The sequence below is a fragment of the Bacteroidetes bacterium SB0662_bin_6 genome, assembly GCA_009839485.1.
Taxonomy (GTDB): domain Bacteria; phylum Bacteroidota; class Rhodothermia; order Rhodothermales; family VXPQ01; genus VXPQ01.
The window spans coordinates 1-18,429 of sequence record VXPQ01000025.1 but is presented as its reverse complement, the minus strand read 5'-3'; the positions used below and the strand labels follow the sequence as shown (position 1 = coordinate 18,429).

General features: G+C 59.6%; 15 protein-coding genes and 1 pseudogene. 13 read left to right on the top strand and 3 right to left on the bottom strand.

The genetic code is table 11. From position 1 onward, the window contains the following. The first annotated feature begins 42 nt into the window (after window positions 1-42). The 4 genes from purL to F4Y00_03925 all read left to right on the top strand — a co-directional run bounded on the left by purL (window position 43) and on the right by F4Y00_03925 (window position 4,568). Window positions 43-2,322, top strand: coding sequence for a phosphoribosylformylglycinamidine synthase subunit PurL (purL, locus tag F4Y00_03940; protein ID MYE04105.1), 2,280 nt, complete (start codon window positions 43-45; stop codon window positions 2,320-2,322). A gap of 122 nt (window positions 2,323-2,444) precedes the next feature. Next, window positions 2,445-2,786: a thioredoxin gene (trxA, locus tag F4Y00_03935; protein ID MYE04104.1), complete on the top strand. Its 342-nt coding sequence runs from the start codon at window positions 2,445-2,447 to the stop codon at window positions 2,784-2,786. A gap of 50 nt (window positions 2,787-2,836) precedes the next feature. Further along, the gene (gene trxB / locus F4Y00_03930; GenBank protein ID MYE04103.1) at window positions 2,837-3,847 is read left to right on the top strand and encodes a thioredoxin-disulfide reductase; all 1,011 of its coding nucleotides are present in this window, start codon (window positions 2,837-2,839) and stop codon (window positions 3,845-3,847) included. Then, a complete protein-coding gene (locus tag F4Y00_03925) occupies window positions 3,723-4,568 on the top strand; it encodes a BON domain-containing protein (GenBank protein MYE04102.1) in 846 nt (281 codons plus the stop codon). The genes trxB and F4Y00_03925 overlap by 125 nt, the downstream gene beginning before the upstream one ends. Window positions 4,569-4,613: 45 nt before the next feature. Here the strand turns inward: F4Y00_03925 and F4Y00_03920 are convergent, their stop codons facing one another. Beyond that, complete coding sequence (locus F4Y00_03920) at window positions 4,614-5,477, bottom strand: proline dehydrogenase (GenBank protein MYE04101.1); 864 nt, start codon at window positions 5,475-5,477, stop codon at window positions 4,614-4,616. A 224-nt stretch (window positions 5,478-5,701) separates the two neighbouring features. On the opposite strand from F4Y00_03920, the gene pdxH reads away from it, so the two are divergent. Continuing rightward, window positions 5,702-6,343: a pyridoxamine 5'-phosphate oxidase gene (gene pdxH, locus F4Y00_03915; GenBank protein MYE04100.1), complete on the top strand. Its 642-nt coding sequence runs from the start codon at window positions 5,702-5,704 to the stop codon at window positions 6,341-6,343. A 230-nt stretch (window positions 6,344-6,573) separates the two neighbouring features. On the opposite strand, the gene F4Y00_03910 is transcribed toward pdxH, so the two are convergent. Continuing rightward, a complete protein-coding gene (locus F4Y00_03910; protein MYE04099.1) occupies window positions 6,574-7,026 on the bottom strand; it encodes a hypothetical protein in 453 nt (150 codons plus the stop codon). 321 nt (window positions 7,027-7,347) lie between these two features. Between F4Y00_03910 and F4Y00_03905 the strand changes: the two genes are divergently transcribed. Together F4Y00_03905 and katG are read left to right on the top strand one after the other, a co-directional pair. Next, window positions 7,348-8,448 (top strand): DUF1295 domain-containing protein, encoded by a 1,101-nt coding sequence (locus tag F4Y00_03905; protein MYE04098.1) that lies wholly within the window; start codon window positions 7,348-7,350, stop codon window positions 8,446-8,448. A gap of 190 nt (window positions 8,449-8,638) precedes the next feature. After that, window positions 8,639-10,831, top strand: coding sequence for a catalase/peroxidase HPI (gene katG / locus F4Y00_03900; GenBank protein MYE04097.1), 2,193 nt, complete (start codon window positions 8,639-8,641; stop codon window positions 10,829-10,831). Window positions 10,832-10,925: 94 nt separating this feature from the next. Here katG and F4Y00_03895 read toward each other — a convergent pair whose 3' ends face one another. Beyond that, entirely contained in the window at window positions 10,926-13,643 is a 2,718-nt protein-coding gene (locus F4Y00_03895; GenBank protein ID MYE04096.1) for a TonB-dependent receptor, read from the bottom strand. 311 nt (window positions 13,644-13,954) lie between these two features. On the opposite strand from F4Y00_03895, the gene F4Y00_03890 reads away from it, so the two are divergent. The 6 genes and pseudogenes from F4Y00_03890 to F4Y00_03865 all read left to right on the top strand — a co-directional run. Next, complete coding sequence (locus F4Y00_03890) at window positions 13,955-14,443, top strand: hypothetical protein (protein ID MYE04095.1); 489 nt, start codon at window positions 13,955-13,957, stop codon at window positions 14,441-14,443. Between the two features lie 181 nt (window positions 14,444-14,624). Next, window positions 14,625-14,873: a DUF2191 domain-containing protein gene (locus tag F4Y00_03885; protein MYE04094.1), complete on the top strand. Its 249-nt coding sequence runs from the start codon at window positions 14,625-14,627 to the stop codon at window positions 14,871-14,873. Beyond that, window positions 14,860-15,300, top strand: coding sequence for a type II toxin-antitoxin system VapC family toxin (locus F4Y00_03880; protein ID MYE04093.1), 441 nt, complete (start codon window positions 14,860-14,862; stop codon window positions 15,298-15,300). The genes F4Y00_03885 and F4Y00_03880 overlap by 14 nt, the downstream gene beginning before the upstream one ends. A 20-nt stretch (window positions 15,301-15,320) precedes the next feature. Beyond that, window positions 15,321-15,464 (top strand): annotated as a pseudogene (locus F4Y00_03875) (Fic family protein). Window positions 15,465-15,567: 103 nt separating this feature from the next. Then, window positions 15,568-16,830 carry an ATP-binding protein gene (locus F4Y00_03870; protein MYE04092.1) on the top strand — a complete coding sequence of 421 codons (1,263 nt, stop codon included), beginning with the start codon at window positions 15,568-15,570 and terminating at the stop codon, window positions 16,828-16,830. Continuing rightward, window positions 16,827-18,429 (top strand): AAA family ATPase (locus tag F4Y00_03865; protein MYE04091.1); only part of this gene is annotated, 1,603 nt, incomplete at its 3' end. The genes F4Y00_03870 and F4Y00_03865, both read left to right, overlap by 4 nt.

Sequence of the window (18,429 nt, the reverse complement as noted above, 5' to 3'; positions counted from 1 at the left end):
TCCACGGGTCCCGCAGAGACGTTATCAGCTATTCACGCAGGCATGGCGAAAACAAGGCCGGATCAACCGGACGCAACCCCGGAAGTCACCATAGAGATGGCCCGGGATCATGGATTGACGGACGAAGAATACGGGTGGATACTCGAAAAGCTGGGTCGCACGCCGACCTTCGTCGAGTTGGGCATTTATTCCGTCATGTGGAGCGAACACTGTTCCTACAAAAACTCCATTGCGCTGCTGAAGACGCTGCCTCGCGAGGGGGAAGCGCTTCTTGCGGAAGCCGGGGAGGAAAACGCCGGTCTCGTCGATATCGGGGACGGACTTGCGGTCGCGTTCAAGATCGAATCGCACAATCACCCGTCGGCAGTGGAGCCCTACCAGGGGGCCGCCACCGGTGTGGGCGGTATCCAGCGCGACATCTTCACGATGGGCGCCCGGCCCATCTGTTCGCTCAATTCGCTCCGGTTCGGTGCGCTGGAGAACCCCCGCGTGCGCTATCTCTTCGACGGCGTGGTGCGCGGAATAGGGGATTACGGCAATTCTTTCGGCGTGCCCACCGTAGCCGGCGAGGTGTATTTCGATCCGTCCTATGAGGGGAATCCCCTTGTCAACGCCATGAGCGTGGGTGTGGCGAAAATCGGACAAACCGCTTCGGCCATTGCCGAGGGGGTGGGGAATCCGGTGTATATCGTCGGATCCTCGACCGGACGGGACGGCATTCATGGCGCTACCTTCGCTTCCGAGGAAATTGCAGAGGGGAGCGAGGCGAAGCGCCCCAGCGTGCAGGTGGGCGATCCATTCACCGAAAAGCTTTTGCTGGAGGCTACCCTGGAGGCCATCGCCAGCGGCGCGATCGTGGGTATTCAGGATATGGGCGCCGCCGGGCTTACCTGTTCCTCCTCCGAAATGAGTGCGAAGGGCGGGTGCGGCATGATTTTGCATGTGGACAAGGTGCCGCAGCGCGAAGTGGGGATGACCCCCTACGAGATTATGCTTTCGGAAAGCCAGGAGCGGATGCTGCTCGTGTGCGAGCAGGGCCGGGAGGATGAGGTCGAGGCCATTTTCCGCAAATGGGACCTGCATGCGGAATGTATAGGAGAAGTTGTTCAGGAACCCCGCGTAAAGATTTTCTGGCACGGCGCGCTGGTTGCGGATGTGGAAGCCGATCATCTCGTATTGGGCGGCGGGGCGCCCGTGTATCAGCGGGAAACGCGCCGTCCGGCCCGGCTCGACGATATTGCGCTGGACCTCGACGATGTGCCCGATGTGTCGGCGGCCGACGCCGGCGCGGTACTGCTCGACCTGCTCAGTTCTCCGAATATCGCCTCGAAACGCTGGGTGTTCGAGCAGTACGATACGATGGTGCGGACGAACACGCTGGCAGGCCCGGGGTCGAGTGACGCCGCGGTGGTGCGCATCAAGGGCACAGACAAGGGATTGGCCGTCAAGACCGATTGCAACGGACGGTATGTGTATCTCGACCCGCGCCAGGGCGGGCGCATCGCCGTGGCGGAGGCGGCCCGGAACGTGGTGTGCACCGGGGGTAAGCCGGTGGCTATCACGAACTGCCTCAATTTCGGCAATCCGTACAAGCCGGAGGTCTACTGGACCTTTGCGGAGGCGGTCGGGGGCATGGGCGATGCCTGCCGGGTATTCGGCACGCCGGTGACAGGCGGCAACGTCTCCTTCTACAACGAAAATCCGGAAGGGGCTGTCTACCCTACTCCCACGATCGGCATGCTGGGCATCGTGGACGATATCGAGACCGGTATCGTTACCGCGCCGTTCCGGGAGGCCGGCGATGCGGTGTATCTGCTCAGTCCGGCAGGCTGGGCGCACCGGGAGGACATCAACGGTTCCGAGTATCTGGTGCGCCGGCACGGGCTGGTGCGCGGCGGCGCTCCGTATATGCTCCTGAAAGAAGAAGCGGCGGTGCAGGAGGCGATGCGGCGCCTCATAAAGGCAGGTCTGGTGCGCAGTGCGCACGACGTCTCAGACGGGGGGCTGGCCGTGGCGCTGGCCGAGTGCGTGCTTTATGCGGAAACCCCCGGTGCGGAGATCGATCTGGCCGCGCCGGGGATGCGGCGGGACGCGGTGTTGTTCGGCGAGGCGCAGTCCCGCATCGTATTCAGCGCGTCTGCGGAACAGGCCATTGAGATAGAACGCGCCATTGGAGAGATGTCTGTGCGTCTTACGCGGCTGGGCATGGTGCGCCCCGGCAATCTGACGATTCTTCTGGACGGTGAGCCGGTTGTAGACCTGTCCGCGGAAGACCTTCGCCGTCCGTACGACCACGCCATTCCCGGCTATATGAACCAGTAGCCGCTGCGGCGGGGCAGGGAAACCAACGCGCTCCTTTTTTGTAGTATGCTGTGCAACGTGCTCCCGGCATTGCATCCAGGAAAAACAATCCCTTATTTCGCCCCAAATTCTGGAGAAACAACATGAATACGCATACTCCGCTGGCGGTTACGGACGGCAGTTTCAAGGAGGAAGTACTCGACTCCGATGTGCCGGTGCTTGTGGACTTCTGGGCCGCCTGGTGCGGGCCGTGCCGTATGATTGCCCCGGTGGTCGAGGAGCTGGCCGGGGAATTCGCCGGGCGCGCGAAGGTGGTCAAGATGGATGTCGATCACAATACGGAAACACCGATGCAGTACGGGATCCGGTCGATTCCGACCCTGCTGTTTTTCAAGGACGGGCAGGTTGCGGATCAACTGGTCGGGGTTTCTCCCAAAAAGGATCTGGTTGACCGGCTTGATGCGCTGGTTGCGCAAGCTGTCTGACGGTTCTCTGCCTTTTTCCTTTTCCTGATCGCCCCGATCACTTTTTTCCCATGACCGAGCGCGCCGAACCGGATATGTCCGCTTTCGATGGGATCGATTTCTCCGGGGCGGAACGCCGGAACGTGGTCATTGTCGGCACGGGACCTGCCGGCCTGACTGCTGCGCTGTATGCAGCCCGCGCGAATCTCGAACCGGTCGTGTTTCAGGGGCCCGAACCCGGCGGTCAGTTGATGACTACGACGGACGTGGAGAATTATCCGGGTTTCCCCGAGGGCGTATTGGGGCCCGACATGATGCAACTCTTCGACGGGCAGGCCACCCGGTTCGGAGCCGATCTTCGCTACGGCACGGTGAACGCAGTGGATTTATCGCAGCGTCCGTTCCGGTTGCTCGTGGATGGGGAAACGCCCATACTGGCGGAAACGGTTATCATCTCTACGGGGGCTTCGGCGCGGTATCTGGGCCTCGAAAACGAGAAACGCCTGCTGGGGCGCGGCGTGTCGTCCTGCGCGACCTGCGACGGGGCGTTTTTCCGCAATGTGGTGGTGGCCGTCGCCGGAGGCGGCGACTCCGCCATGGAGGAAGCCCTGTTTCTGACCCGCTTTGCGTCGAAGGTGTATGTCATTCACCGCCGGGACAGCCTCCGCGCCTCGAAGATCATGCAGGACCGGGCGTTCGCAAACGAAAAGATCGAGTTTATCTGGAGCACGGTGGTGGAAGATGTGCTGGGCGACGACGAAGTAACGGGCCTCGTCTTGCGCAACAGGGAAACGGACACGGTTTCCGAACTGGCGGTGGGCGGATTCTTCGTCGCCATCGGACATACGCCCAACACGCAGGTGTTCAACGGGTGGCTCGATATGGATGCCCAGGGATATATCCTGACGGAAGGAAAATCCACGTATACGAATATCCCCGGCGTGTTCGCATGCGGCGATGCGCAGGATCATGTATACCGGCAGGCGGTTACGGCCGCCGGCACAGGGTGTATGGCGGCCATCGATGCGGAACGCTGGTTTGCCGAACATGCCGAAACGTCCGGAGACGGGGAGCCTGCGTAAGATGTCCCGGGCAAGATTACGTTGGATAGCGCCGGGAGGGTTTACCCTGAGTGTACTGTGCTTGGGATTGCTCTTTTCTTCCGGTTGCACAAGCAATCCGGCGCCGGAGGAAGAGGCGATTGCACCATCCCCCGATGTGGAGGAAGCTGCCGGGGCGGGCGAGACACCTGAAACGACGATGGCTGCAAGTGTCGAGGGCGCTGCGGGAGCGTCTTCGGCGGACCGTTTTGCAGACGAAAACCGGTCGGTTTCCGGAAAAATAAGCGATGCATCGCTGGCTGCGAAGGTGCAACTGGCGCTCGTGGATACGCGCGATCTGCGCGCGCACCGGTTCAGTCCAGAGGCGGTCGCCGGGCATGTGATCCTGCGCGGTCATGTGGATACCTGGGCGCAGCGTGAGCGTGCTGCCGCGGTGGCGGTGCGCGTGCCGGGTGTGATATCCGTTTCGAATGAGCTCACCTCGACAGAGGAGAAACCGACGGGTCTTGCAGAAGCGTCCGGGCTTTCCGGGGATGCACGGGGCGGCGGTGAAAACGGGTCGTTCGGAGAGGCTGCCTCGCCGGGCGGCGGCGCGGAAGGACCGGTGTATCACACCGTGATGCGGGGCGAAAGTCTCTGGACCATTTCCCGGAGGTACGGCGTGAGCATCGACCGGATCAGATCCCTGAACGGGTTGACGTCCGACACGGTCGATCCGGGGCAGAGGCTGCGGGTCCGCTGATCGGGACCGGCTAAGCGGGTAAGCGCACCGCGGCGTTCCGCATGGCTATGCACGGACGAGATTCCGCAGCACGAACCACACGTTTTCTTTTCGTTCGCGCAGCCGCCGGGTGAAATACGGCGCCCATTGCGTCCCGAAGGGTACGTAGACTCTCATGCCGTACCCGTCGCTAACGATCTGTTCCTGGGTCTGCGGGCGTATGCCGTAGAGCATCTGAAATTCGAACCGGTCCCGGTCTATGCCGCGATTCGCGACAAAGATTTTCGTGGCGGAAATCAGTTTGTCGTCGTGCGTAGCGATGCCGGGATACCGCCCGTGCGCAATGAGTTCCTGCGCGCACGCCATGAAGTGCTCGCGGATGATGTCCATATTCTGCCAAGCGATCTCCGAAGATTCCTTGTAGGCGCCTTTGCACAGCCGGACCGGGGCCTTCAGCGCGCACATGCGTTCCACATCGCGTTCCGTGCGCTTCAGGTAGGCTTGCAGCACAATCCCCACATGATCGGGGTATTCGGGGAAGGTTGCCTCGAAGAGGGATATCGTGGACGCCGTGGCGTCGCTGCCTTCCATGTCGAGACGGACGAACACATCGCACTCTTTTGCCGCTGCAAGCAGCATGTGCAGGTTTTTCAGGCAGTAGTCTTCGTCGATTTTCTGCCCGATCATCGAGAGTTTGATGGATATGCCGGCGTGCATGGCGCCCCGGGCCCTCTCCTTGGCGATGATGCGGACGAGACGTATGTAGGCGTCCCGGCTCGTCTCGGCGACCTTCTGTCTGGTGACGTGTTCGCCCAGCAGGTCGAGGGTCACGCTCAGGCCCTTATGGTTCAGGGCGCGAATAACAGGGAGTGCTTCCTGGAATGATTCTCCCGCAACGAAGCGGCGTGCCAGCAAAAAGGGAAGACGCATCGGGCGTAGTATGCACTATCGAAGCACGTGGCGGATACGGTGCGCGGAATGACCGGAAAAAACGGAACGCAGGACCCTTTTTGTCGATGCGGAGTGCATGCGATCGTACGTTGTGCGGCGGTTCGGGCTCCTATTTCCCGACCGGTCGTTCAATGCTGCATCCTTTACCTTTCGGGGCGGCCAGGGATCCGGGTTTACACGTCCAACCATACAAGATTCAAAAAATGGATGTAAGCGGGCTGAGACGCGAATATCGTGGAGACAGCTTCGACGCGGCCGGTAACGATCCGATCGCGTTGTTCGGGGCATGGTTCGAGGAGGCGGTGCAGGCTGCGCACGCAAAGAGCCGTGATCCGAACGCGATGTCGCTCGGCACGGTCGATGCCCAGGGCCGTCCTTCCGGGCGCATCGTGCTTCTGAAAGGGTATGACCGGCAGGGCTTCGTCTTCTACACGAATTACGGCAGCCGCAAGGCGCGCGATCTGGAGGCGAATCCGTGGGCGTCGTTGACGTTCTGGTGGGACGAACTGGATCGCCAGGTGCGGGTCGAGGGCCGGACGGAACGGACGGATCGGGCTGCTTCGGAGGCCTATTTCGCATCGAGGCCGAGGGAGAGCCAACTGGCCGCGGTGGCTTCCGCGCAGAGTTGTTCGCTTGCGGACCGCGCCACGCTGCTGGCCGCCGTGGAAGCGGCACGGAAGAAATATGAAGGGCGCGAGGTGCTCTGCCCCGAAGAGTGGGGTGGGTATCTTCTGCGGCCTCACGCGCTGGAGTTCTGGCAGGGCCGTCCGAATCGCCTGCATGACCGCCTGGTGTACCGGCTCGACGAGGCGGGCGTGTGGCATGTGGAGCGTCTGGGCCCGTAAGGCGGTGACCTTAAGGCTCTGTGGTCGCACATTTTCAGGGAACGTAGGGCCCGAGAAACGCCTGCGAACCCGTAGCCTGCCGCACGTTTACGTTACGTGAAAATGTGCGATCACAGGGCCTTGTTCAAGGTGGTCGTTTGCCCCGTACGGACGACGGTTGTCGAGGCAGTGCCGGAAACCCCATGTCTTTGTGCGGTACCCTGTCTGTCGTTACCGGCCCGGTTCATGATCTATCGATAGGCCCGGTCCGTGTATTCGCTTACGGCGGCCCGGTCGATCAGGCGCCAGGAAGGCGATCCCAGCGCTCCGTTTTTGCTTCGGCGGAACGTGGCGCGGAGGTAGATTTCCTTTTTTCCGGGGGTTGCCCCGGGGAAGCTGAACGATCCCCAACGGAATATCCAGAAGGCCGAGTCCGGCCGTACCGGGAAACTCCGCGACAGCATTTCCGCGAGGTGCGGCGCATCGTCGAGCGTGGAGCGTCCCCGGTTCTCGGCGAGTTCGTCGAGGACTACGGTCATAGGGCGCGCGGCCTTTGGGGCCGAGCGGTAGATGCGCACGCGGCAGGTCGAAACGTTACGGTATCCCCGCCAACTGAACGTGGTGTCGGTAACCATCTGCCCGGCGGCGGGTGGGGCGGCGGCAAGCGCCAGCAGGGCGGCAATGATGCAAACGGGTGTCCTCATATTTGTATTAGGATAGTCTGATCAAAACCGCTTCGCTCAGCCTCTGAACTTCGCGGACTTAATCAGACTATCCTATAGACACGCCGGATGGGGAAGTGTAACCCGGCTCGGACGGGAAAATTCGGGAGGGGGATGGCGCAATGATGGCGAGTATTGCGCGCCGGATTGCGCTCGGCGGGGGATTCGCGCAGCATGCGACAAGACTTGTGTAAGCATGGTATATTGGCTTCTTCATCACGGTCAATCCAGTGGCGCAGGCTTTTCAAAAAGTGAGGGTGCGCCCGTGGCCGGAGTATCTGGCGCACGAGACGGAGGGTGAAAATGCCGGTGCCTGAATCGTACTTCTTGTGGTCCACGCTGTCGGTCCGCACCGTGCTGGAGGCGGTCGCAATGCTGTTGGCGTTCGTCGGCGTTTTATTTCTGGGTTCGAAGCTCCTGCCCGGACATCGGGTTACGGGACCGGAAATAGAGGGGCGATCGCGCACCTACAAGCTCAACGGCCTCGCCTTATTCCTGATCACCGTGATCGGGGGATGTCTTGCCCAGGTCTCCGGCTTGTTTTCTCTTTCGGTGCTGCATACCCGTTTTGCCGCGCTGTTCGTGGCGGCAAACGCATTCGCATTTGCTTTTTCCGCTTGGCTGTACTTCCGAAGAGCACGGACTCGGGATGCATCGCCGGGCAATTGGCGAAGTTTCCTGATGGGATCGGAATTCAATCCGACTTTTCTCGGAGTGGATTTGAAGCTTTTCAGTTACCGCCCTTCCCTGATCGGTCTGGCGCTGTTCAACGTGTCGTTTGCGGTCGTGCAGTACGAAACCTACGGCGGGTTGACCCTGGCCATGGCGCTCTATCAGCTATTTACCTTTTCGTACGTGCTCAACTACTTCCATTTCGAAGGCGGGATGATATACACCTGGGACATGATCAGTGAGCGCTTCGGATGGGCGTTGGTTTGGGGGGACTATGTGCTGGTGCCGTTTTTCTATTGCCTCCCCGGATGGTGGCTGGTGCATGCCCCGGAGCCGCTGTCTCCCCTCGCGGCCGTCGCGATCGTTTTGTTGTTCGTCTTTGGCTTCTGGCTCTTTCGCGGCGCCAATGGGCAAAAGCACCGCTTCAAGCGGGATCCTGGCGCCATGATTTGGGGCAAACCCGCCCGGACCCTGGACGGACGCCTGCTGATTTCCGGATTCTGGGGTATTGGACGACATCTGAACTATACCGGCGAGATCTGCATCTACCTGGCGTTTGCCCTTACCACCGGGTTCGCCTCCTGGGCGCCTTATCTTTTGCCCGTGTGGCTGGGGGGTCTGTTGTGGCATCGTTCGAGACGTGATGAGCGCCGCTGCCGCGCCAAGTATGGGGAGTTGTGGGAACAATACAAGCAGCGGGTGCCTTATGCGATGCTGCCGTTCGTTTATTGAGGGCAGCGATGGCGCGTCGATCTTCCGCGCTGATTTGCTGTTGTTTTACCGCCGGACAACGCGTACGTGAAATGCCTCCGCCCGCGTCTTGACAGCCAAATGTCCGCAACGTATTCTTCGGGCGAAAACATAACGGGCAAAACAAAAACAGAAAGGATTGCAGAACATGCACGACACGACTGAGGACAAGATGGCGACCAATGGCAAGTGCCCCGTATTGGGTCACCAACACACCGCGGTGGGCGCGATAGCGAACCACCAGTGGTGGCCGAATCAACTGAACCTGAAGATGCTCCACCAGAACTCCCCGTTGTCCGATCCCATGGACGGGAAGTTCAACTACGCCGAGGAGTTCAGGACATTGGACCTGAATGCCGTGAAGAAGGACATCGAGGCGGTGATGACGACGTCCCAGGAGTGGTGGCCGGCCGATTACGGCCATTACGGGCCGCTGTTCATCCGGATGGCCTGGCACAGCGCGGGCACGTACCGCATCCACGACGGCCGCGGCGGCGGCGCCTCCGGTACGCAACGCTTCGCTCCTCTCAACAGTTGGCCTGACAACGCGAATCTGGACAAGGCGCGCCGGTTGCTCTGGCCGATCAAGCAGAAGTATGGCCGGAAGATCTCGTGGGCCGACCTGATGATCCTTGCGGGCAACTGCGCCCTGGAGTCGATGGGGCTCGAGACGTTCGGTTTCGCCGGCGGGCGCGAGGATGTCTGGGAGCCTGAGGAGGATATCTACTGGGGGCCCGAGACCGAGTGGCTGGGCGACGAGCGCTACAGCGGAGACAGGGAGCTCGCAAATCCTTTCGGTGCGGTTCAGATGGGCCTCATCTACGTGAATCCGCAGGGCCCGAACGGCGAGCCGGATCCGGTTGCCGCCGGCAGGGATATTCGGGAGACGTTCAGTCGGATGGCGATGAACGACGAGGAGACGGTGGCCCTCATCGCAGGCGGACACACCTTCGGCAAGACCCACGGCGCCGCCAGTGAAGACCGGTACGTCGGTCCCGAGCCCGAGGGTGCCGCTATCGTGGAGCAGGGCCTCGGCTGGAAGAACACCTTCGGCAACGGCAAGGCCGGCGACGCGATTACAAGCGGGCTGGAGGGCGCCTGGACGCCCACCCCGGTGACCTGGGACAACAGCTTCTTCGAGACCCTGTTCGGCTACGAGTGGGAACTGACGAAGAGCCCCGCCGGGGCGCATCAATGGATTCCGGCGGACTCCGGCGGCGCGAACACGGTGCCGGATGCCCACGATTCGTCGAAGAGGCATACCCCCGTCATGCTGACGACGGACCTCGCACTGAGGGTGGATCCGATCTATGCACCGATTTCGAGACATTTCCTCGAGAATCCGGACGAGTTTGCGGACACCTTCGCCAGAGCGTGGTACAAACTGACGCATCGTGACATGGGCCCGATCTCGCGATATCTCGGCCCGGAGGTTCCCGAGGAGCAGCTCTTGTGGCAGGACCCGGTGCCTGCCGTCGATCATGCGTTGATCGATGCGCAGGACATCGCCGCGCTCAAGAGCAGTATCGTCGAATCGGGACTGTCCATTTCCCAACTGGTTTCGACCGCCTGGGCATCCGCCTCGACGTTCCGCGGCAGCGACAAGCGCGGCGGGGCGAACGGGGCACGCATTCGCCTCGCGCCGCAGAAGGACTGGGAAGTGAATCAGCCGGCCCGGTTGGAGGCCGTGCTGGGAGTCCTGGAGGATATCCGGAAGGACTTCAACAGCGCGCAGTCCGACGGGAAGAAGGTGTCGCTCGCAGACGTGATCGTTCTGGGCGGATGCGCGGCCGTTGAGTTGGCTGCGAAGAGCGCCGGACATGACGTGCAGGTTCCTTTTTCGCCAGGGCGCACCGATGCGCTACAGGAACAAACGGACGTGGACTCATTCGCCGTGCTGGAACCGGCCGCAGACGGGTTCCGCAACTACCTCGGGAACGGACACGACCGCTCCGACGAAGAGTTATTGGTGGACCGGGCACAGTTGTTGACCCTGACCGCCCCCGAGATGACGGTGCTCGTCGCCGGCTTGCGCGTCCTGAACGCAAATGCCGGGCAGTCCGAACACGGCGTCTTCACGAAGCGGCCTGAGACGCTGACCAATGACTTCTTCGTCAACCTGCTCGACATGGATACGGCGTGGCAGGCGTCCTCTGCATCCGGGCACGTGTTCGAGGGACACGATCGCGAGACGGGCGAACTCAAGTGGACAGGCACCGCCGTCGATCTCGTCTTCGGTTCGAATTCCCAGCTCCGCGCCATCGCGGAAGTCTACGCATGCGACGATGCGCAGCAGGCATTTGTGCGCGACTTTGTCGCTGCGTGGAACAAGGTGATGAATCTCGATCGTTTTGATCTGGCTTGAGTTAGGCCCCGCAGAGCGCCGCTGCATAATGTTAACAGGCCTTGGCAGGCCGGTCCGGAGAGGGTGTTCCAGGTCCGGGAAGCTGTGATTTTCCCTACCTGAAAATAACCCGGACCCCGAGGTTGAACGTTCTGGGCAGGCCGAGGAAGACTTCCGCGTCGTCGGCCGTGTTCGCATCTCTTCCGTTTCCGCGGTAGGCGTTGAAACGCGAGTTGTTCGTGGCGTCCTGGATGTAGAAGCTGTCGAACACGTTGAACACGTTGGCCAGCACCCGGATATCGAAACGCGACAGGCCGAGCAGTTCACGCGGGATGTCGTACCCCATGTTCAGATCGAACACGTTGTATGCGGGCACCTTCCAGACCTGCGCTCCGGCCTGGGCGGGATCCGTACGGCTTGTCGGATCGAAATCCGCGTAGTAGTTCGCGTAGGAACGCCCCGTGAACTTCGCATACAGTCCCTCGACCGGAAACAGCGTCACGGCGTAGACGAATTGCGTTTGGGGCGCATCGCCCACCTTGACGTCCTTCACGTAGATATCCACCTGGGTCTGGGTGGACGGGTCCGACTGGTCCGGCGTGTAGGCCGCCGAGACATTGTCCGTGTATTTCCAGTTGCCCAGCGAAACGGCTACGTCCGCGCGGACGATGTTCAGCGGCTGGTACGCCAGTTCGCCTTCGATGCCTCGGTGCAGGGCGTTGAGGCCCCTGATGTTGATCAGGCCATCGTCGCCGTCCTGTTCCGTCACGAAACGCGTGATGGTGCGATCGTTCCAGGTCGTGTGGTAGACATTGAGTTTCCCGGCCAGTTTGCGGTCCGGGGAACGGAACGCGGCGCCTGCTTCGAAGGCCGCAAACTGTTCGTTCCGCGGGTCCGGGTTCAACGTTCCGGTTACGTCATCGATGGCTCCGTCGAAGATGGGCACTTTGGAGACGACGCCTGCGTTCGCGAAAACCGACAGGTAATCGTTTGCAGCCCAGGAGGCGCCGCCCTTGATCTGGTAGCCGCCGATGCGGTCCGACTCCGTTTTGAACGTATTGCCCGTACCGTCATTTTTGAAGAGGTCCTCGTAGGTGTACTTGACCATGGAGTACCCGAACATGCCGTATGCGGTCAGGGCGTTCCGGGCGTATTCGCCCTGTGCGAATGCGCCGGCCCAGTCGACGGTGTTGGTGTTGTTGTAGTCGAAACGGTCTCCCGGCTGGAGAATTCTGCCGTTCTCTCCCCAGAAATCGCTGTCGAACCGCTGATAGCCGCTTCCGCCGAGCAGGTCACGCACCGTCCGGTAGTGCTCTATTTCTGCGGTGCGCCAGTCGATTCCCGCCTCGAGCGTAACGTTTTCGTTCGGCTCATGCTTGAATTTCGAAATGGCGCCGATCGTCCACTGGACGTTGTGGCTGTTCCGGAGGATGCCGAGGGATTGCCCGTGCTCCCGGTTGCTTGCGATCGTGGCGTCGTAGTCGACGACGCGGGAAGGGCCGCTGTAGTCCCATTCCATGGAGCCTTTCGTGCCGGTCCCGCCGCCTTTTCCGCCGGAATAGTAAACCACGGTGGACAGGAGCGACTTGTCCGAAAGCTGCGCGTAGTGGTTCAGGTTGAGCTGCGGTTTATGGAAGAAATTCTCCCGCTCGTTGATCTGGCCCGCCTGGATGCGCTTGACCGTTCCGAATCCGTCGTGCTGCTCCATGCGGTATTGCGAGGAAACCGAAGACACGTTTTCGTTCCAGCGCCGGCCCGCTTCCGGGAAGGTTTCCAGAATGTCGTCGATGGTTGCGCGGTCCAGCCCATCTTTTTCGAAGACTTCTCGGGCATACTCGTGATCGTATGCGGCGATGTTCTGGCGATAGAGGTTCTGCCCGTGACGCTGGGGAGCGCCCACGACATAGAGGTCGAGGCGGTGCTTGTCGTTGACGTTCCAGGCCGCGGCGGCGTAGTAGGCCCAGGCATCGGTCCATGTGCCGTCGTAGTAGCCTTCTCCGGTCTTGCGCACGCCGGACACCGTGAAGGCGTATTTGCCGTCGATCAGGCCCGTCGAAAGGGAAACGGTGGATTTCAGGAAGCCATCGTTGCCGACTTCCTGTTTGGCCATGACCTGGCGCGTGTTCTCCGACGGATCGGTGATGATGTTCAGGGTGCCGCCGATGGACGGAGTGGCCAGATTGACGACGGACAGGCCGCGCTGGAGCTGGATGGAGGACGTGGCGTCGCTGAGGCCGTCCCAGTTCGACCAGTAGAGCCAGCCATTCTCCATGTCGTTGACCGGGACGCCGTTGATCATGATGGCCACGTTGCGCTGGTTGAATCCGCGCACGTTCACGCGGGCGTCGCCGGCTCCGCCGCCCTGGGCGGTTCCGTACACGGACGGCGTGACGTTGAGCACCAGCGGTACGTCGCGCGATCCGAGCTCCCGCTGTATCTGCACCTTGTCCACATTGGTGAAGGCGACGGGCGTCTTGCGGTCCACAGCGCGTGAGGCGAATACTTCCAGCGCTTCGAGCGCTTCGCTTGAAAACGCAAGGCGGAAATCGGCGGTCACATCCTGGGAGCGGATGGTGACGACGCTGGAGAGGTCGTCGTATCCGACAAAGGACACGGTCAGCGTATGGGTGCCCGACGGAATATCATCGATCGCGTAGCGGCCGTTTTCGTCTGTGGCGGCGCCCATCGCCGTTCCTTCGACGATCACGTTCGCGCCGGGAAGGGGCTCTCCGGTATCGGCGTCGGTAACTGTGCCGGAGACATTCGTTTGAGCAAATGCCGAACCTGCGAAGAACAACGTAGCGGCAAGCGTCAGGCAGCGGAAGCGTATCATGGTGTTCGGGTTCATTCATTTTTGACAGGTGAAAAATACGGAGCATATCCGAAAGTATGCTGTCGCAATCCTGCCGATGGCCGATGCCGCCGATTGTACACATCAGGAGAAATCGATGTTATCCGATGGTGAATGGCAGGGGGTTCTTTCTTGCAGAATGCCCCCCGGAACAGGTGTTCTCTGAGGGGACGCTGCCGCACCCCGATAGCTTTGATAGTCGTTCCGTCGGAACGGATCACAGGAACAGGTTTGGGGTTGACAGGAATATGTTTTAGGATACCGGTCGCTACGATACGGAGGATGTAATAGATATGACGCTGGAAGCCCTTCTTGCCCTGCTCGACTATCACTATTGGGCCCGGGACCGGCTGCTCGATGCGGTCGAGGAGATCGCGCCCGACCACTTCCATAAGGATATGGGGAACAGTTTTCCCTCCATTCAGGACACGTTGCTCCACATCGTGTTTTCCGAATGGGTATGGCGCTTGCGCTGGGAGGGGGAGCCGCTGCCGGAGTTTTTCGACCCGAAGGATTTCGGGACCGTGCAGGATATTCGCGCGCGCTGGATCGAGGAGGAGCGTGAAGTGCGGCGAGTCGTCGATCAAGTCGGTCCGGCCGGCCTCGACCATGTGTTTGGCTATACCGAGCTCGATGGCCAGTCGCACCAGTCCGTTTTCTGGCAATCCGTGCAGCATGTGGTGAATCATGCCACCTATCACCGCGGACAGGTCACCACAATGTTGCGCCAACTCGGCGCCCGGGGCCCGAGCCAGGACCTGATTGTGTTTTATCGTTTATGATCGAAAAGCCGCCGTTCACAATCACAGCGGACATTCTTTCCCTCGTTGAACGCATCGGCGAAGCGATCGGCCGGGCGGCGGGCGGTGGGTTTTTTTGGCTTGGCTTATTCTTTCGCCAGAGGGGATCCTGTCGACAGATTCAGGGTTGACATAAATATGTTTAATACATATGTTTTTATGCATGCGTACAACAATCCATATCGACGATCACCTGTTTGCGGAGCTCAAGAGCATTGCTGCAAACACCGGGCGCACCCTGACCGCGGTCATTGACGTGGCACTCCGGGAGTCGCTGTCCCGGCGCCGCGCCCCGGAGCGTCTCGCCGTCGATCTGCCGCTGTTTCACGGTACGGGACTCATGCCCGGCGTGGACCTGAGCGATTCGGCCTCCCTGCTCGATCTGATGGAGGACGATCGTGATTCTGCCTGACGTGAACGTCCTCGTTGCGGCGTATCGAGACGATGCTCCGGAGCATATTTCCTGCCGATCATGGCTTGAGGCGGTACTGAATGGGGACGAGGCTTTCGGCATGTCCGATTTGGCGCTGAGCGGCTTTCTTCGCATTGTTACCCATCCACGCATTTTCACACTTCCAGCTTCGTCGGACGAAGCATTGGGCTTCACGAAAGTGCTCAGAAATCAGCCGCACTGCGTTCCGGTCAGCCCGGGTCTCCGACACTGGGATATTTTCACACGGCTCTGTCGGGATGCGGAAACGCGGGGCAATCTGATTCCGGATGCCTGGTTCGCCGCTCTGGCGATCGAATCCGGCTGCGAATGGATCACGCTGGACCGGGACTTCGCCCGTTTCAAGGGGTTGCGCTGGAGCCGCCCGCCCCGACTTACAAGCTGTTGAAGAAGGGTTTCGGAATAATAGGACTGTCACATCGCCCTACATTTCATAAAAATTACCTGCACCCGGCCATGGCTGCGGGCTTAGTGGAAATGACGCACCCCGAATCGCCTACCGCGAAGAATCAGAAGTACCGGTTGACGGTGTGGGGTAGGTCTCTGGAGTAGCGTAGCAAGCCAGCCGAAAATTTATTCAACGAATTTGTTGACAACAAGATTGTTGACCATTATATTGTCTTCAACGATTTTGTTGAACAAAAAACGTAATGCCATGCAATCATCAACCGGCCGCTGGGTAAGCGGCGAAAATTTTTTCAACCGTGACCGGGAGTTGCGGATACTTGAGGAACGGATTCGCGCTCGCAACCACATATTGCTGACCGGACAGCGGCGCATGGGAAAGACCAGCGTTGCCCGGGAACTTGGACGCCGACTTGAGATCGAGGGTTGGGTTTTTCTCTTCACTGATGTCGAGGGAGCGACCTGCGCGGAGGACGCCATCGCATGTATTGCCGAGGCTGTGTATCCGATTCGCCCGATCATGTCGCGCTTTATCGCCAGAATGGGACGCCTTACCGCCGGAATGGGGCGCTGGTTCAAGAACAACATTCAGGAGGTCGGTGCATACCAGTTTCGCGTTGGGATTCGGGCAGGCCTGAATGCAGGAAACTGGCAGCGGCACGGTGAAGAGTTACTCCGTGCGTGTGCCGTGCAGGGTAAGCCGGTTCTTCTCGTCATCGATGAGTTACCGATCTTTCTCAAGCGTATGTTGCACGATGAGGATGGCTTTAAGCGAGTCGACGAGTTTTTGAGTTGGCTACGCAGCGTGCTTCAGGATCTCGGAGACGATTCTCCGGTCCTCATCGTATCCGGCAGCATTGGACTCGCGCCTCTCGTAAAGCAGCTGAAGATACCTGACCGGATCAACCATCTTTATCCTTTTCGGCTAGGGCCGTGGGGCCGCGATACGAGCGTCCTGTGTTTTGACCAGCTCGCGGCAAGTTGCGGATTACAGGTCGAAGAAGGCGTGGGTACTGCCGTATACGATGCGCTCGGCATGGGTATCCCCCATCATGTACAATCTTTTTTCGCACGTTTGCAAGATCACGCCATCATGCAAGGGCGGAATCGGGTGACGGTGGAAGATGTCGACGAGGTCTATCGCACAGAACTTCTCGGGCCGTCGGGACAGAATGATCTCGTACACTACGAGACGCGCCTTAAAGAGGCGCTGGGCGATGAGAGAAGTTACTCACTTGCCATGGTAATTCTTGCCGAAGCAGCCACTCAAAATGTATTCACGTCGGATGCACAGCATTGTCTTGAGCAGCTTTATTCCCAGATGGTTGATGATGCCCCGGGGCTCATCGTGGATATACTTGATATTCTGATGCATGACGGGTACCTGACAGCCGGTAAAGATGGCTATTGTTTCCCATCGCATTTGCTGAAAGACTGGTGGGCGTCGCGCTTCCGAGGTCACCACAAAGCCCTTGAAAATCGTCCCTTCGCACAGCCCATGGGATTCCGATGAACGAATCTTCTAATCGCTTAGTCCGCAAGTTTAATCCGGGAACGTTCCAGTCTGACGAGGAGGTGATTGCACAGTTCGTGGTCAGGCAACGCGAGCTCGGTATTGTGCTTGATGTCCTCCGGGGGAATATTGATTCGGCATCGTGCCAGCATGTTTTGGTCGTTGGGCCCCGAGGCTGGGGCAAGACTATGCTGCTGGCTCGGGTTGCAGCGGAGTTGAACGCTGACGATAAACTCTCGGAGTGTCTTCTACCGGTTCGGTTCATGGAAGAAAGTCACGAGATATTCAATCTCACGGATTTCTGGCTTGAGACGCTGTTTTACCTCGTGCGGGAGAGCGCCAGCCGAGATCCCGAACTCGCGCGAGAATTGCGCGAGGTACATGCCGAGCTGGTTAAGCGATGGGGCGAAGAGACGCTCGCGGATCGCGTCCGCGCCACTGTTCTGGACGCTGCGGATCGGCTGGGCAAAAGACTTGTGCTCATGATCGAAAACATGCAGGATCTTTGCGCAAACGTGGAAGAGGATTTCGGCTGGCAACTTCGCGAGACGCTGCAATCGGAACCGCAGGTCATGCTGCTCGCTACAGCCACCAGCCGGTTCAGGGGGCTCGACAATGTGGAGCAACCGTTTTTCGAGTTGTTCCGAATCATTAGCCTCGCACCGCTGGATACGGAAGAATGTCGACACTTGTGGAAAGTGGTTAGTGGCGATCACGTGAGCGGACGGGAGATTAGGCCACTTGAGATTCTGACCGGCGGTAGCCCACGCCTCCTTGTTATCATCGCCGGTTTTGCACAGCACCGATCTCTGCATCAGTTGATGGAAGATCTGGTGCAATTGATCGACGACCATACCGAGTATTTTCGCAATCATCTGGAGGTGTTTGCCAAGAGTGAACGCCGTGTATATCTCGGGGTGATTGATCTTTGGCAGCCGTCGAGCACGGGCGAGATTGCGATGCGAGCTCGCATGGATGTTCGAACTGTATCAACTCTGCTCGGCCGACTCGTCAAAAGGGGTGCGGTCACTGGGAAAAAAATTGGCAAGAAGCGGTTCTACACCGCCACGGCGCGTCTTTATAGTCTCTATTACAAGCTGCGTCGCGAACGCGATGAGGCGGCTGTTGTGAGACATTTGATTCATTTTATGTCCGTGTTTTACAGTGAAGCCGAATTGGCCGAGATGTCGGTTAAGCTGATGGCAGAGGCGGAGAAATTTCCAATAATTTGGGAGGGCATTGAGCGGGCGATAGAAGAAGTACCGGATATTGGCAGCATGTTTCCTAATATGGTGCGGCCAAATATTGATCGGGTATCCAGGCCGGCCATGGCAATCGACGACGAGAATGTCGAACGATTGTTGGAAGAGGTTACTACGGTGTTCGACAAGGCAGCAAAGTATGAAGAACTCGGCGAATTCGCGTCAGCGATTGCGACCTACGACGAAGCGATTACACGCATTGGTGACAGCGATACACCAGAGTTGCTTGATTCGATTGCTTGGGCTTTAGTCCAAAAGGGGGATGCGCAAGGGGAACTCGGCGAATTCGCGTCAGCGATTGCGACCTACGACGAAGCGATTACACGCATTGGTGACA